This window comes from Acinetobacter sp. NCu2D-2, from assembly GCF_001647675.1.
In the GTDB taxonomy this organism is placed as follows: Bacteria; Pseudomonadota; Gammaproteobacteria; order Pseudomonadales; family Moraxellaceae; genus Acinetobacter.
This window is the reverse complement of record NZ_CP015594.1, coordinates 1,361,394-1,376,275: the sequence shown is the minus strand read 5'-3', so window position 1 is coordinate 1,376,275 and position 14,882 is coordinate 1,361,394. Positions and strand designations below refer to the sequence as shown.

At 39.1% G+C, this 14,882-nt stretch carries 14 protein-coding genes; 6 read left to right on the top strand and 8 right to left on the bottom strand.

Features of this window, described 5'->3' with window-relative positions; translation table 11 throughout:
* Window positions 1-12 precede the first annotated feature (12 nt).
* Both A3K93_RS06560 and brnQ read right to left on the bottom strand, forming a co-directional pair.
* Window positions 13-228: a hypothetical protein gene (locus A3K93_RS06560; protein ID WP_067730038.1), complete on the bottom strand. Its 216-nt coding sequence runs from the start codon at window positions 226-228 to the stop codon at window positions 13-15.
* 556 nt (window positions 229-784) lie between these two features.
* Window positions 785-2,071 (bottom strand): branched-chain amino acid transport system II carrier protein, encoded by a 1,287-nt coding sequence (brnQ, locus tag A3K93_RS06555; protein ID WP_067730036.1) that lies wholly within the window; start codon window positions 2,069-2,071, stop codon window positions 785-787.
* Between the two features lie 349 nt (window positions 2,072-2,420).
* Between brnQ and map the strand changes: the two genes are divergently transcribed.
* Window positions 2,421-3,215: a type I methionyl aminopeptidase gene (gene map, locus A3K93_RS06550; protein ID WP_067730034.1), complete on the top strand. Its 795-nt coding sequence runs from the start codon at window positions 2,421-2,423 to the stop codon at window positions 3,213-3,215.
* Between the two features lie 285 nt (window positions 3,216-3,500).
* On the opposite strand, the gene A3K93_RS06545 is transcribed toward map, so the two are convergent.
* From A3K93_RS06545 to A3K93_RS06530, 4 genes are all read right to left on the bottom strand, one after another.
* On the bottom strand, window positions 3,501-4,418 hold the full coding sequence (locus A3K93_RS06545; protein WP_067730032.1) for a LysR substrate-binding domain-containing protein: 918 nt from the start codon (window positions 4,416-4,418) through the stop codon (window positions 3,501-3,503).
* 97 nt (window positions 4,419-4,515) lie between these two features.
* Window positions 4,516-5,214 (bottom strand): SIR2 family NAD-dependent protein deacylase, encoded by a 699-nt coding sequence (locus tag A3K93_RS06540; RefSeq protein ID WP_067730030.1) that lies wholly within the window; start codon window positions 5,212-5,214, stop codon window positions 4,516-4,518.
* 13 nt (window positions 5,215-5,227) lie between these two features.
* Window positions 5,228-6,157, bottom strand: a complete 930-nt coding sequence (locus A3K93_RS06535; protein ID WP_067730028.1) for an alpha/beta fold hydrolase — start codon at window positions 6,155-6,157, stop codon at window positions 5,228-5,230.
* A gap of 14 nt (window positions 6,158-6,171) precedes the next feature.
* Window positions 6,172-6,711 carry a PadR family transcriptional regulator gene (locus tag A3K93_RS06530; RefSeq protein WP_067731686.1) on the bottom strand — a complete coding sequence of 180 codons (540 nt, stop codon included), beginning with the start codon at window positions 6,709-6,711 and terminating at the stop codon, window positions 6,172-6,174.
* A 165-nt stretch (window positions 6,712-6,876) separates the two neighbouring features.
* On the opposite strand from A3K93_RS06530, the gene A3K93_RS06525 reads away from it, so the two are divergent.
* Complete coding sequence (locus tag A3K93_RS06525; RefSeq protein WP_067730026.1) at window positions 6,877-8,901, top strand: NADPH-dependent 2,4-dienoyl-CoA reductase; 2,025 nt, start codon at window positions 6,877-6,879, stop codon at window positions 8,899-8,901.
* Window positions 8,902-9,053: 152 nt separating this feature from the next.
* Here A3K93_RS06525 and A3K93_RS06520 read toward each other — a convergent pair whose 3' ends face one another.
* Window positions 9,054-9,929 carry an IS982-like element ISAba825 family transposase gene (locus tag A3K93_RS06520; RefSeq protein ID WP_067730024.1) on the bottom strand — a complete coding sequence of 292 codons (876 nt, stop codon included), beginning with the start codon at window positions 9,927-9,929 and terminating at the stop codon, window positions 9,054-9,056.
* Between the two features lie 114 nt (window positions 9,930-10,043).
* On the opposite strand from A3K93_RS06520, the gene A3K93_RS06515 reads away from it, so the two are divergent.
* Together A3K93_RS06515 and A3K93_RS06510 are read left to right on the top strand one after the other, a co-directional pair.
* Window positions 10,044-10,442, top strand: a complete 399-nt coding sequence (locus A3K93_RS06515) for a nuclear transport factor 2 family protein (RefSeq protein ID WP_067730022.1) — start codon at window positions 10,044-10,046, stop codon at window positions 10,440-10,442.
* A 74-nt stretch (window positions 10,443-10,516) separates the two neighbouring features.
* Window positions 10,517-11,611, top strand: coding sequence for a YheT family hydrolase (locus tag A3K93_RS06510; RefSeq protein ID WP_067730019.1), 1,095 nt, complete (start codon window positions 10,517-10,519; stop codon window positions 11,609-11,611).
* A 63-nt stretch (window positions 11,612-11,674) separates the two neighbouring features.
* Here A3K93_RS06510 and A3K93_RS06505 read toward each other — a convergent pair whose 3' ends face one another.
* Window positions 11,675-12,103, bottom strand: a complete 429-nt coding sequence (locus tag A3K93_RS06505) for a hypothetical protein (protein ID WP_067730017.1) — start codon at window positions 12,101-12,103, stop codon at window positions 11,675-11,677.
* A 227-nt stretch (window positions 12,104-12,330) separates the two neighbouring features.
* On the opposite strand from A3K93_RS06505, the gene A3K93_RS06500 reads away from it, so the two are divergent.
* Complete coding sequence (locus A3K93_RS06500) at window positions 12,331-13,971, top strand: CTP synthase (protein ID WP_067730015.1); 1,641 nt, start codon at window positions 12,331-12,333, stop codon at window positions 13,969-13,971.
* Window positions 13,972-14,002: 31 nt separating this feature from the next.
* The gene (gene kdsA, locus A3K93_RS06495) at window positions 14,003-14,860 is read left to right on the top strand and encodes a 3-deoxy-8-phosphooctulonate synthase (protein ID WP_067730013.1); all 858 of its coding nucleotides are present in this window, start codon (window positions 14,003-14,005) and stop codon (window positions 14,858-14,860) included.
* Window positions 14,861-14,882: the final 22 nt, after the last annotated feature.

The window sequence follows — 14,882 nt, the reverse complement described above, 5'->3', positions numbered from 1 at the left end:
ACAAAATGTTGATTAGCGATATTTCTGGTCGATGACCGCCCACATACAGAATGCCAGTGACACAATCACGGCATAGCCGAAGTACTCGAATTTAAGGTTGCCTTGAATTAAACCATGAACGATTAAGGTCAGCATAAGTGCCATAGTGGTGCTGATAAACACCACCAAATTGGTGTTGGCTTTAAGAGCGTCAATGAAGACTTGCTTATTGAAATGTACTGATAACATCTCCATCCCTCCCATTTATTAGTGTTATAAACGACTAAAACTGAACGAATTAGTCGGAATTGAACTAATAGTTGTACTGTGTATCTGAACCTTTTTCAAGTAGTTAAACTGAAATTAAAAGCTTAAAACTGAATAAGTCGAGTTACACATCGCTAAGTATTTGTATATGCGAAATTAAAAAACTGAAATGGCAATTTGACGAAGTAAAAAATACAATTTTTTTAATCCGCATATGCTTAAGAAGTAGCAAATATTAGACCAAAGCGATGGATTTCAAAGGTAGGAATAGAAAAGAAATGTGAAAAGATGAGAATTTTGTAAGAAGTATAAGATTGAACAAGGCTTTTTAAGCAAGCACTTGTAACGACAGCCTAAAAAATAAAGCGAAATCGCTAGAAAATAACCATAATTTTTAAAATTTGATTGCAGGGAATGACCGATGGGCTTTAAGTGATGTTCAATAATGGAACGTTTGGGTAAAACTGAACAATTATTGACACATTGCAATTAAGTTTTGGGTAAAAACCTAATTGATCTCACGCCACATACAGAACGATTAGTTTCTGATACGGTCAATCACAGCAGTGATCACAAGAACAATTGCAGATGGAATAAGCCATGCAAGACTTTGTTCTGAGAGTGGTAAATTCACTAAAGCGTTTGGCAGTTCAAAACCAGCAACTTTTACACCATCAAAAATACCGAAAATGAACGCAACCAACGTAGTCGATGCAATCACAGATGCAGGTTTTTTGAAAAATGGTGAACAGAAGCTAAGCAGAATCACAGCAATTGCAGGTGGATAAATCGCACTGAGTACAGGTACTGATACAGCAATCAGTTTGGTTAAACCTAAGTTTGAAATGACCAAAGAGAAGCCGACTAAAATAAATACAAAAGTTTTGTATGAAATTTTAGTAATTGATGAGAAGTATTCAGCACAGGCACAAGTCAGACCAATCGCAGTCACCATACATGCAATAAAAATCATGGTTGCAAGGAAGTAAGATCCCATGTCACCAAAGGCATGTTGAACATACGCATGCAAGATAATCGCACCATTGGCAGCATTTGGTGCAACGTCATGACTACCTAAGCCCAATTTAAACAAGCTTAAATAAACCAGTGTTAAACCAATACCTGAAATAATGGCAGCATTCACCGCATATTTGGTAATTAGCTTACTGTCAGATACACCACGAGACGTAATGGCTTTTACAATCACGATACCAAAGACTAAAGCACCTAAAGTATCCATGGTGAGATAACCATTCACGATCCCTTCAGACACTGGACTGGTTACATATTTGTCGATGGCAGCAGGAGGGTTGCCAGCAGGAATAAGAACAGCAGTAACACCTAAAATGACCAATGCAATAATTTTAAGTGGTGAAAGGAAGTAGCCAACCGTATCTAAAATCTTATTTGGATATAGAGAAACCACAGTGACCACAGCAAAATAAATAATACTGTAAATCAGCAAAGCACTTGCGCTATTACCAAAGTAAGAAGAGAAACCAATTTCATAAGAAACGGTAGCAGTACGTGGTGTTGCAAATAAAGGTCCAACCGCCAAATAACATGCCACAGTCAATAATAGACTGGCATATTTACCCAGTGGTGAGCTTAAATTTTGGATAGAACCTTCGACACGTGACAAAGCAACAATCGTGATTACAGGTAAACCAACTGCGGTAATAAGGAAACCACCTGCAGCTAACCATACGTGCTCACCCGCTTGTTGTGCCACAATCGGTGGAAAGATAATGTTGCCTGCACCAATAAACAGTGCAAAAGTCATAAAACCTAGCGCAACAATATCTCGAGTACGGAGACTTGTCATAATGGGAGATCAATAGACCAAAAGAAGCGATTTTAGTGGAAAATGCGCTATTTTTGGAGTTTATTTTTCTGTCAAAAGTCTTGATTTTACTGGCTTTGCGACAGATTTCACCACTTAATCAAAACTTGGTGTAAATATATTGTTGATATACATTTATATTTTATATAAATAATTTTATAAGTAGCGTGAACGAAAAAATCTAAAATAAGTACATTTTTTATTATTTGGTCAAATAAAACTCAAAATTTAAGCCTTATTCAAGAACACGTTTAATGACATTTAAAAATCGAATGCGACAGTCTAATTAAAAAGGGTCTATAATTCTTTTATTCAACATGAGGATAAACACATGAGAGCTGGTGCAATTAGCATTAAAACAGAACAAGATATCGAAAAACTTCGTATCTCGGGGCGTTTGGCTGCAGAGGTGCTGGCCATGATTGGCGAACATGTGAAGCCTGGTGTAAGCACGGAATATTTAGATGACCTGTGTAATGATTATATTGTAAATACTTTAAAAGTAATTCCTGCTAACGTGGGTTATTACGGTTATACCAAAACGACTTGTATTTCTCCCAATGAAGTGGTTTGCCATGGTATTCCATCCGCAAAAACAATCTTGCAAGACGGCGACATTATTAACATTGATGTCGCGATTATTAAAGATGGCTACTTCGGTGATACCAGTCGTATGTACTATGTCGGTAGTATCAAACCTGAAGCAAAACGCTTAGTTGATACCACTTATGAAGCAATGGTTGCCGGCATTCATGCAGTTAAGCCGGGTGCAACTTTAGGTGATGTCGGCTATGCCATTCAAAGTGTAGCTCACCGTGAGGGTTATAGCATTGTGCGTGAATATTGCGGTCATGGGATTGGTAAGGTCTACCATGAGCAACCGAATGTTTTACATTATGGTCAACCGGGTCAAGGCATCGAGCTTAAAAAAGGCATGGTGTTTACCATTGAACCGATGGTCAATGCAGGTAAGGCACGTGTTAAAGAACTCAAAGATGGCTGGACTGTAGTGACTGCCGATAAATCTTTATCTGCGCAGTGGGAACATATGGTTTATGTGACGGATACAGGTTTTGAATTATTGACTCCATGGCCAGAAGGGACAGGCGAATATCCTGCAATTTGAGTATATTGAAAGTTGTTACAATGTAATGACAGATTACACTAATTACATGAGATGAAAGCTTTACTACTTAATTGAACAAATTGCTACAGCATGAAGTGGATGTAAGTTTTTAAAGACTTTAAAGTAAAGATATGCAGAATGTTGTTCCGCATATCTTTACTCCATAGATTCCGTGCTGTAGTGACTCTATATTTAGCTTATCCTCCAAGATGAGCTTTTTTTTGTGCTTAATTTTTGCCATAGATCATTAAATATAAACACATAAAAATAATAGAGCGCTGTATTTTAATGAGGTTTAGGTGCAGGAACTTGGTGTAAATGCTCAACTAAATAGTCAATAAACACACGTACTGCGGGTAATAAGCCACGACGTGAAGGATAGACCATATGGAAAATCCCTTGAGCAGATTTCCATTCAGGTAAAACCTTAACTAATTCACCGCGTTCTACATAGTGATGTACTACGTTGTCAGGCAATAGTGAAATTCCACAACCCGCCGCTGCTAGTTTGCTCATCATAATCAGATCAGATCCTAATACCGTTGGCATGACACGAACTTTCTTTTGTTGTTGCTCGGCATTTTGTAGTACTAAGAACTGTTCAGTATGTTCTTCACTCATGCTCAGAATTTTATGTTCAGAGAGTTGCTCAGGATCTTTTAAATCACCAAATTCATTTAAATAGCCTTGGCTGGCATATAGATGTTGTTCGATTTTATCAAACTGGCGAATGACTAGATTCGGATCTGCATCGAGGTTTGAACGCACACGTAAGGCTAGATCAAAACCTTCATTAATCAGATCAACCCGACGATTCGAGACCATCATCTGGACCTTAATTTGTGGATATTGTTTTAAAAATGCTGGAAGGACGTGTGCCAGTTCATGTTGCGCAATAGATACCGGTAAGCTGACCTTAATCGTACCGCGAGGTTCTGTACTTAAATGATCAACCAAATCATGTGCAGCTTGTGCCGCATTCATCATGACTTGAGCATGTCGATAAACATTCATCCCGACATCAGTGACAGCGAAGTGACGGGAACTACGCTGAATTAAGCGAACACCTAAACGTTCTTCAAGATTATAGACGCGACGACTGAGTTTAGACTTGGGAATGTCGGTTGCGCGCTCAGCTGCACTAAAACCACCATGTTCGACCACTTGAGCAAAACAATAAAAGTCATCAAGATCAGTCAGCATTTGAATTCCATTTTTGCAACGATGAGCTTAATTAAATTGGTATTGTCCTAAACTGTCAATCGAAAGCATGTTTAAAAGCGTAATAATTTTTCATTCATTATTTTGACTGTAACAGTTGTATCAGGTGCTGCATGCCTTGGCTTGCCGTCATCGGGATTTTAAAAAACTGCGTGGATAAAGATTGCTGCGCAGCTTTCGGGTCAACGTAATAGGCCTGACAATGCAAAGGGATCTCATGAATGAGTCCCGCTACAGGATAAACCTGCAAACTTGTCCCAATGACGACAAATAAATCAGCATCTTGGACACATTTTTGTGCTTCATCATATGCAGGCACATTTTCTCCAAACCACACGACATGCGGACGAAGCGGAAAGCCTTCTTTGCAAAAGTCTTTGTTTAAATCGAGCCGATCACCTTCAATCGGGTAATATTCTTCATGGTCTAAATACGGATTAGAACTTTTTGCTAAACGAATATTGCCATGTAAATGTAAAACTTTACTGCTGCCAGCACGTTCATGCAGATCATCAATATTTTGAGTAATAACATGCACATCAAAATCACGTTCTAAAACTGCAACGGCTTTATGTGCAGCATTAGGCTCTGTGTGAATAATGGCTTTGCGGCGTGCATTATAAAATGCTTGAACCAATTCAGGATTTTTCGCCCAAGCCTCAGGGGTAGCGACATCTTCAATTCGGTGTTTTTCCCATAGACCATCACTATCACGAAAGGTTTCGATGCCACTTTCTGCACTAATTCCTGCACCTGAAAAAACCACTAATTTTTGCATATTGAGTATTCTCTCAGGCTGCGATCTTGTCCGATTGCTTATTTTCTTTTAAAAAACGAGCAATTTCTTTGGCAAATTTAAGTGGCTCTGTAATTAAAGGGGTATGCCCTGATTTTTCAAAACAAACTTGTTGAGCATTCGAGAGACTTTGTGCAATTTGAGTTTGACCAATTGCAGGATAAAGTTGGGATTGCATACCTGTAAAAAAGGTGACAGGACAGTTTAATTGTCGAATGGCTTCACGATAATCTTCTGAATGATGTAAATAATTATTGATATACCACGCCATGTAATCAACACGTGACGAAGGTAATAAATAAGTCTGTAATCGACTTTGCTGTAGAGCCCACTCAAAAGCTTTAAGAGCATATTTGTTGTTATTTTGCAGGGCAATAAAATCAAGCCATAAATTGGCAATCCGTTTTCGATCTTCAGCGGCTAAGTCCTGAATAAGGGCCTTATCTTGGTTCTGTTCAAGTAGATTGGATAATTTTTTCAGGATGGTTTTAAAACGGGTGTGTTTTTCTCCAAATAGACCATATGGCCAGTCATCATCGATACTAATTTTTGGCGTTTGGTCAATATGAAGATAGGCAGCAATATGATGTGCAAATTCACCATATTTCAAACCATGCATGGTCGTGGTGGCACCCATAGAGTAAGCAATGACTATTACATCTTTTAAATCGAGCTGTTGAATTAAAGCCTGAACATCTTGCCAATGACTGGAAATCGCATCTTGCTGTGGAATTTTACATTGACTTGATGCGCCAAAGCCGCGCCATTCAGGAATAATAAAACGGAACTGCTTTCGATGAAGATATAAAAAAGCAGACCATTGCCAACTGAGCATGCCTAAACCCGATAACACCAAAACAGGTTGACCTTGACCATATTCACGAACAAAAAGTTGTTCACCATCAGGCATTTGATAAAAAGGCATGTTGTATTCCTGAGTTATTGTTCGAATTTTTTTAATTGTGGAATGATATTTTCCAACCAAGCGATCCAACCGCGTTCTTGATCAATACCCAGTTGTAAAATCATTTTATGAATATAAAGGGTGCGGTCGTTTTCGTCTGCATCTTGGAAATCTTTTGCAAAGATTTGCTCATATATTTTCAGTTGTTGTTGATGTATTTCTAGGTGTCGCTCTAATTCGGGCAGGGTCGAATTACCACCGAGCTGCGCCTCAGCACGCAGTCGTACCATTAGTTCCTCACGTAGTTGAGCGGGTTCACTATGCTGCTGCATCCATTCAACTAAAGCCTGACGTCCTAATTTTTCAACCTGATAAGTCTTTTTACGTGAGCTTTGGTCTTCATCTTCTATGGTCGAGATCCAGCCTTTTTGTAACATTTGACTGAGTTCACGGTATATTTGCTGATGGGTCGCATTCCAAAAAAAACCCATAGAGCGATCAAAGCGACGAGCTAAATCGATGCCTGTACTGGGTTTTTCTAAAAGGCTTGTCAGTAATACATGCGACAAAGACATAAGCGACTCAAAAAATGACGGATGATTCATTATGCAACATGTTGCATAAAAATCAATTCTGACTTATAAATTAATGCAACAAGTTGCATAAAGACCGGGAAATGGATGTGAACTCTCGGTTGAAATAAAAATAGCCAGCGCAAAAATGCCAGCTTAGGAGATGAAATGTCAAAGTATTCACATTTACTTGCCCCATTAGATTTAGGCTTTACCCAATTAAAAAACCGTGTATTGATGGGGTCAATGCATGTTGGACTGGAAGAAGCACCAGGCGGTTATGACCGTATGGCGGCATTTTATGCTGAGCGGGCAAAAGGTGGCGTTGCGCTGATTGTCACAGGAGGGATTTCCCCCAATGATCATGGTGTGACTTTTCAAGGCGGCTCTAAACTCGATTCAATTGCAGAAGCAGAAAAGCATAAGGTGATTACCCAAGCGGTACATGATGCAGGCGGCAAAATCGCGATGCAAATTTTGCATACTGGGCGTTATTCTTATCAGGCAGAAAATGTAGCACCTTCAGCCATTCAAGCGCCGATTAATCCAGTGAAGCCACATGCCTTAACAACTGCTGAAGTTAGGCAAACCGTAGAAGACTTTGCACAATGCGCCAAACTTGCACAATATGCAGGTTATGATGGTGTGGAAATTATGGGTTCAGAAGGCTATCTGATTAACGAATTTATTGCTGCACGTACCAACCATCGTGATGATGAATACGGTGGTAGTTATGAAAACCGTATTCGTTTCCCCATTGAAATTGTAAAACGCACACGTGAAGAAGTCGGCGAGAACTTTATTATTATCTATCGTTTGTCGATGCTTGATTTGGTCGAAGGTGGATCGACTTTTGAGGAAGTCGTGAAGCTTGCTAAAGAAATTGAAAAAGCGGGCGCAACGATTATTAATACGGGTATTGGTTGGCATGAAGCACGTATTCCAACCATTGCCACTAAAGTGCCACGCGCGGCATTTACTTGGGTGACCAAAAAGCTCAAAGGTCAGGTCAAAGTTCCTTTAATTACTTCAAACCGTATTAATACACCAGAAATGGCAGAGCATGTTTTAGCTTCGGGTGATGCGGACATGATTTCTATGGCGCGACCTATGCTTGCTGATGCTGAGTTCGTATTAAAAGCAGAGCAAGGGCGTAGCGATGAGATCAATACCTGTATTGGTTGTAACCAAGCCTGCTTAGATCATATTTTCTCAATGAAAATTGCATCGTGTTTAGTTAATCCACGTGCATGTTATGAAACTGAACTGATTTTTAAAGAAGTAAATCAAGCTAAAAATATTGCTGTCATTGGCGCAGGCCCAGCAGGTTTAAGTTTTGCAACTTATGCGGCAGAGCGTGGACATCAAGTCACAATTTTTGAAGCATCAAATCAAATTGGTGGTCAATTTAATATTGCCAAAACCATTCCCGGTAAAGAAGAATTTTATGAAACCTTACGTTACTTCAAACGTAAGATTGAATTAGAACCACGCATCAAATTGCAGCTCAATCATCAGGTGGATTTTGAAGAACTCAATGAATCTGACTTTGATGAGATAGTAGTCGCTACAGGTGTGACACCGCGTCAGCTTGATATTCCAGGCATTGATCATCCAAAAGTGTTGTCTTATTTGAATGTTTTAAAAGATCGTAAGCCTGTCGGGCAACGTGTCGCAATTATTGGGGCAGGCGGTATTGGTTTCGACACAGCAGAATATTTAAGCCATGAAGGTGAAAGTGGCAGCCTGAATCCACAGAAATTCTATGATGAATGGGGTATTGATACAGCTTATGCTAATGTCGGAGGTTTAAAACAACCTCAGGTAGAAGCGCCGTCACGTGAGATTTATTTATTGCAGCGTAAAGCGAGCTCTGTGGGTGGCGGTTTAGGTAAAACTACGGGTTGGATTCATCGTACAGGATTAAAACATCGTGATGTGAAGATGATTGCTGGTGCGACGTATCAAAAAATTGATGATCAAGGTTTACATATTTTAGTCAATGAAAAACCACAAGTATTGGAGGTGGATCATGTGATTATTTGTGCAGGTCAGGAATCATATACCGCGATGTTTGATCAGCTCCAACAAGCCGGTAAAAATGTGCATTTAATTGGTGGTGCTAAAGAAGCGGGTGAGTTAGACGCGAAACGTGCCATCCGTCAAGGTGCGGAGTTAGCTGCCAAGATTTAATCATGATGTAAAACTCCTCCCTTTATTAAAGGAGGGGGCTATGGAGAGGATTCTATTCAGAAACAATAGAATCCTTCTCTTACACCTTATATAGCTCTCCATTTTATAAAAGCGACTCTACTTAATTATAAAAATATACGCCAATCTCAACTTTAAATAAGCTTTTCAAATTGAATCGGCGAATAACCACATTTTTTATTCATAACGACGCAGACCGTATGTGACAAAATCTTTCTGATAAAACGATGCGATAAGTGCCATAAATCTCTTGCCCTTACTTTTTGAATATTAAAGCGATCAGTTAATTGACCAATGACCGTTTCAATTTTCCTTCGTGCTCTCATAAGCAACCTCATTGATTCTTGAGATCTAGAGTCCGGCATATTCTTTCTTAAAGGAGTTTGTAGATCAACATACTGAAATTTATAGTATTCTTTCAAGCTGGGTCTTAAGTAACCTTTATCTGCACCTAGTAACCCATGAATATTTTCTGTGATTTCTGGTGCAACATCACGCTCATCTACATTTGCTGGAGCGAAAGTATAGCCAGTAATCATACCCTCCAAATTAATTACAAGATGCCCTTTAAAACCATAGTATTTCTCTTGTTGTGCAGCACAATAACTAAAACCTGCATGTTCTTTGAAATTCTTGTGTCTTTTTGCTCGACTATAACGACAAACAGGTATAGGAAATCCATCAATAAAATGAATATGATCCTGACCATAATGTGCAGTTAATTGGGCTGTGATTTTTTGATGAACTTGCCATAAGTTTGCACAATGCTTACAAAAGTTAGGATATGAACCTAAATGAGGGAACCAACTTAAGTAATTGTTTTTAAAAAATATCCATATGCTTTTATCCGTATCCATTTTGAGACACTCACCAACAATTTGCATTGTGATAATTTCAATATCGGTTAAAGCCGGTGGAAAACCACGTTTTCTTAATGGTTCAGAGACTATAGTTGGGTAAATTTCCTCTATGATTAAATAGACAATGATGATAAATTCTTCAGTGGACATAACTGTAATTTTATTTTCATAGACGGATTTAAAATGAGGTTATGTCCTTTTTATTTCAATGACTTAAAAAGTTGAGATTGGCGTAAAAATATTAGAACAAAAAAGGACCTCACCATGACCCTACAAACAACACAACACTCCATTCAACGTTGGCATGAAATGTTAGAAAAACGTGATATGTCGATCCTTAATGATTTATTAACGGATAATGTGGTTTTTCACTCGCCAGTAGCATTTAAGCCTTATAGCTCTAAGCCCGTCGTTTTCTTTATTTTGACGAACGTTATTCAGGTCTTTGAAAATTTTAAGTATCACCGTGAATTTTATAGTGCAGACGGTAACAATGTTGTACTAGAGTTTTCTGCCAATGTAGGAGATAAGTCACTTAAAGGCATTGATATGATTCAATTTGATGATCAAGGTCAAATTGTGGATTTCGAGGTGATGATTCGTTCTAAGTCTGGGCTTGAAGCATTGGCAGAACAAATGGGAAGACGTATGCAAAATATGTAGGCCAATCCTAGTTTAGCTTTTAACTTGGCATGATCATTGTTTGTCATGAAATGTGCTGTAAAAAGGAACATTGAATGAAAGCGTTAGCGAAAAAGCTAAAAGATTTATCGATTGATTATTTAGATCAATGGATTGGTGCGGACTCACCAACCTTATATTACAACCCGCACGGGGTATTTCAGGATATTGTAGACCGATTACCCCAGCTCAAAGCGAAATATCGACCAACACCATGGCTCTCAAATGCCCATGCGCATATTTTATATTTCGATTTAATTAAGAAAAAAACCATCAAGTTAAAATATGATGCGATCGAGCAACTCAATATGTCCGATGGTGGCGTTACAGGGATTGCATGGTTTGGCTTAAACTTACCCGCTAATACATCGACCGTTGTACTTCTTCATACTATTACGGGTTCACCAGAGTCTATGCGTGAACTGGTACGGGATTTGAATCGTTATACGGGCTGGCGGATAGCACTCTGTTTACGTCGTGGACATGCTGATTTGCCAATGCCTGTTCCTAAAATCAATTTGTTCGGTTCCACTCAAGATTTACGCGAACAACTTTTATATATTCAGGATAAATTTCCTCAGTCAGACTTATATGCAGTTGGTTCTTCAGCAGGAACGGGTTTACTGGTTCGTTATTTAGGTGAAGAAGGAGAACAAACGCCGTTAAAAGCTGCTTTTGCACTCTGTCCTGGTTATAACACGGAAACAGGTTTTGCTGTGGTGCATCCTTTTTATAGCAAAGTGATGGCAAAAAAGCTGATTAAGCGTTTTATTCAGCCTTATCAAGTGACGTGGCAGCAGGTCAGCACGTGGCAAGACATTCTAGCTGTGAAAAATTTATCAGAATTTGAAAAATTGTATTTTAGATTGGCAGGCTTTGATGACTATGACAGTTATACCAAAGCGACTAATCCTATTTATGTATTTGAAAATATCAAAATTCCACTCATGATTTTAAATGCAGAAGATGATCCGATTTGTAAAATTCAAAATTTGGCACCTTATAAAGACACCATTCAAGCGATGCCCAATATTGCGGTTATTACGACGAAAAAGGGGAGTCATTGCGGATTTTATGAAGGATTGGCACGTACAGAGTCATGGGCGACCAAATTAATGGCGGACTATTTGCTTAAATTTCATTCAAATTAATCTTAGTTTTTGAATTTATGATATAAAAAACCCAGCTTAAGCTGGGTTTTTTAAGTTTTTTTATTAATTATTTAATGCTGGTGTTGCTGCCGCAATAGCATCTGCAACAGCATCATCTTCAGACTGAGCTGCGCCTGTATTCACTTTAGGTGTAGACGCTTGAGCTAGTTTTTCAACTGGTGCTTTTTCTACAGCAGGTTTTTCAACATTTGTTGGTGCTGCTTGAGTGGCTGGCTCACGTTTAGGTTCTGGTGCAGGAGTAACTGCTTCTGCTTGATTTTCTCTTTGATTTTCAACTACTTCAATGTCAGCTTCAGGTGCTTGTTGTTCAGTAGGTTCTAAATTTTCAAATTTTGTTGCTTCTGCAGATTCATTTTCAGATGCTGCACTTACTTCAACTTGTTCTTCTTCCTTTGGTGCTTCTTTTTTTACACATGCTGTAACTAAAAGGCCTGTTGCAATAGCACCACAGATTAAAAGTTTCTTATTCATCATTGCATCTAACGAAAGTGTGGATTGGATAGGTGCATTATAACAGCAAATTACAATATAGAAATCATCCTATCTGCCTCTAATTTTTTGCTCGAAATGCTGATAGAATAGTCAATTGTTTATTGTTCTATGAATTGATGCGGATTGACTTTGCTTTCTAGGCACAAGGTAAAGTAAAATTGCGCAACATTGCAGGCCGATTTAGGCTCGATTGTACGAGAAACCCAATGACCCATTTTATTTTCGTTACTGGTGGTGTTGTTTCATCACTAGGTAAAGGTATTTCAGCTGCTTCTGTTGCTGCACTTTTAGAAGCTCGTGGTTTAAAAGTGACCATGGTAAAAATGGATCCATACATTAATGTCGATCCAGGGACAATGAGCCCATTCCAACATGGTGAAGTTTTCGTAACTGAAGACGGCGCTGAAACAGATTTAGACTTGGGTTACTACGAACGTTTCTTACGTCGTGCGAAAATGACCAAATTGAATAACTTTACATCAGGTCGTGTATACCAGGATGTTCTTAACAAAGAACGTCGTGGTGATTACCTTGGTGGTACTGTTCAAGTTATTCCACACATTACTGACAATATTAAAGAACGTGTACTTCGCGCAGGTGAAGGTTATGACGTTGCGATCGTTGAGATCGGCGGTACAGTAGGTGACATCGAATCTCTCCCATTCATGGAATCTGTACGTCAGTTAATGGTTGAACTTGGTCATAAACGTACCATGTTGATGCACTTAACGTTGTTACCTTATATCAACTCAGCAAAAGAGTTAAAAACTAAACCAACTCAACACTCAGTGAAAGAGTTGCTTTCAATTGGTATTCAACCAGACATCTTAATCTGCCGTACTGAACACGATGTAGATGCAGATACAACTCGCAAAATTGCGCTATTTACGAATGTTGAAGCGCGTGCGGTTGTGGTATGTAAAGATGCACGTTCGATTTACCAAATTCCACGTACGTTCTATGAACAAAATGTTGATGATTTAATTTGTGAACGTTTTGGTTATAACGACCTTCCTGAAGCTGATTTAACAGATTGGGATAACGTGGTTGAAGCATTACTTAACCCTGAATACACAGTACGTGTAGCAATGGTTGGTAAATACGTTGAACTTCCAGATGCGTATAAATCTGTAAACGAAGCGCTTTTGCATGCGGGTATTCAAAACCGTGTGAAAGTTCAAATTGACTATGTCAATGCTGAAGAACTTGAAAGCCTAGATGAAGCTGAAGTATTGAAAGATGCTGACGCGATTCTTGTTCCAGGTGGTTTCGGTGAACGTGGTACTGAAGGCAAAATGAAAGCCATCAAATACGCACGTGAAAACGGTGTGCCATTCTTGGGTATTTGTTTAGGTATGCAGTTGGCTGTAATTGAATATGCACGCAATGTTGCGGGTATTTCTGATGCAACTTCAACTGAATTTAATCGTTCAACCAAATCACCATTGATTGGTTTGATTACTGAATGGTTAGATGAACGTGGTGAAGTACAACAACGTTCAGCAGATTCTGACCTTGGCGGTACTATGCGTCTTGGTGCTCAAAAATCTGAATTGGTTGAAGGCACAAAGACTGCTCAAGTTTACGGTTCAAATGAAATCGTAGAACGTCATCGTCACCGTTACGAAATGAACAACCGTTATATTCCTGTCCTAGAAGAAAAAGGCATGAAGATTTCTGGTTATTCACCAGTACAACGTTTAGTAGAAACTGTTGAAATTCCTCAACATCCTTGGTTTATTGCTGTACAATTCCACCCAGAATTTACAAGTTCACCACGTGATGGTCATCCATTGTTTGCGGGTTTCATTGATGCTGCAAAAAAACAGTATCAAAAAACCAAATAATGGATTTGTAGGACACAACTAGGAAGTTTAAATGTCGCAATTAAAACCACAAGAAATTGTACGTTTAGGCGATATACAAATGGCAAATCATTTGCCATTTGTATTATTCGGCGGAATGAACGTACTCGAGTCTAAAGACTTGGCTTTTGAAATTGCAGAGACCTATGTGGATATCTGTACACGTTTAGGTATTCCTTACGTGTTTAAAGCAAGCTTTGATAAAGCCAACCGTTCAAGCTTGAACTCGTTTCGTGGTCCAGGCCTCGAAAAAGGGATTGAGTGGTTAGCCGACATTAAAAAACACTTCAATGTGCCAATCATTACCGATGTGCATGAGCCGTACCAAGCGGCTCCTGTGGCAGAAGTTGCAGATATTATTCAGCTTCCAGCATTTTTAAGTCGTCAGACTGATTTAGTTGAAGCAATGGCAAAAACGCAAGCCATTATTAACATCAAAAAAGCACAATTCCTTGCACCACATGAGATGCGTCATATCTTGCATAAGTGCTTGGAAGCAGGAAATGACAAACTGATCCTTTGTGAGCGTGGTTCAGCATTTGGCTACAACAACTTGGTTGTAGACATGTTGGGCTTTGACATCATGAAAGAAATGAATGTGCCTGTGTTCTTTGATGTGACCCATGCTTTGCAAACTCCAGGTGGCCGTGCAGATTCTGCGGGTGGTCGCCGTGCGCAAATTACGACACTTGCGCGTGCAGGTATGGCAACTGGTCTTGCTGGTTTGTTCTTGGAAGCACATCCAGATCCAGAAAAAGCCAAGTGTGATGGTCCATGTGCACTGCGCATGTCACAACTTGAGCCTTTTTTGGCACAATTGAAAGAACTCGATACCTTGGTCAAAGGTTTCAAAAAGTTAGATACACACTAAGAATGTACCCCCTTGAGCTGCC

Coding starts and splice junctions, on each gene's coding strand:
- map (WP_067730034.1), top strand. CDS start 2,421: ATGAGAGCTGGTGCAATTAGCATTAAAACAGAACAAGATATCGAAAAA.
- A3K93_RS06510 (WP_067730019.1), top strand. CDS start 10,517: ATGAAAGCGTTAGCGAAAAAGCTAAAAGATTTATCGATTGATTATTTA.
- A3K93_RS06500 (WP_067730015.1), top strand. CDS start 12,331: ATGACCCATTTTATTTTCGTTACTGGTGGTGTTGTTTCATCACTAGGT.
- A3K93_RS06515 (WP_067730022.1), top strand. CDS start 10,044: ATGACCCTACAAACAACACAACACTCCATTCAACGTTGGCATGAAATG.
- A3K93_RS06545 (WP_067730032.1), bottom strand. CDS start 4,418: ATGCTGACTGATCTTGATGACTTTTATTGTTTTGCTCAAGTGGTCGAA.
- A3K93_RS06535 (WP_067730028.1), bottom strand. CDS start 6,157: ATGCCTTTTTATCAAATGCCTGATGGTGAACAACTTTTTGTTCGTGAA.
- A3K93_RS06540 (WP_067730030.1), bottom strand. CDS start 5,214: ATGCAAAAATTAGTGGTTTTTTCAGGTGCAGGAATTAGTGCAGAAAGT.
- A3K93_RS06520 (WP_067730024.1), bottom strand. CDS start 9,929: ATGTCCACTGAAGAATTTATCATCATTGTCTATTTAATCATAGAGGAA.
- brnQ (WP_067730036.1), bottom strand. CDS start 2,071: ATGACAAGTCTCCGTACTCGAGATATTGTTGCGCTAGGTTTTATGACT.
- A3K93_RS06525 (WP_067730026.1), top strand. CDS start 6,877: ATGTCAAAGTATTCACATTTACTTGCCCCATTAGATTTAGGCTTTACC.
- A3K93_RS06505 (WP_067730017.1), bottom strand. CDS start 12,103: ATGAATAAGAAACTTTTAATCTGTGGTGCTATTGCAACAGGCCTTTTA.
- A3K93_RS06530 (WP_067731686.1), bottom strand. CDS start 6,711: ATGTCTTTGTCGCATGTATTACTGACAAGCCTTTTAGAAAAACCCAGT.
- A3K93_RS06560 (WP_067730038.1), bottom strand. CDS start 228: ATGTTATCAGTACATTTCAATAAGCAAGTCTTCATTGACGCTCTTAAA.
- kdsA (WP_067730013.1), top strand. CDS start 14,003: ATGTCGCAATTAAAACCACAAGAAATTGTACGTTTAGGCGATATACAA.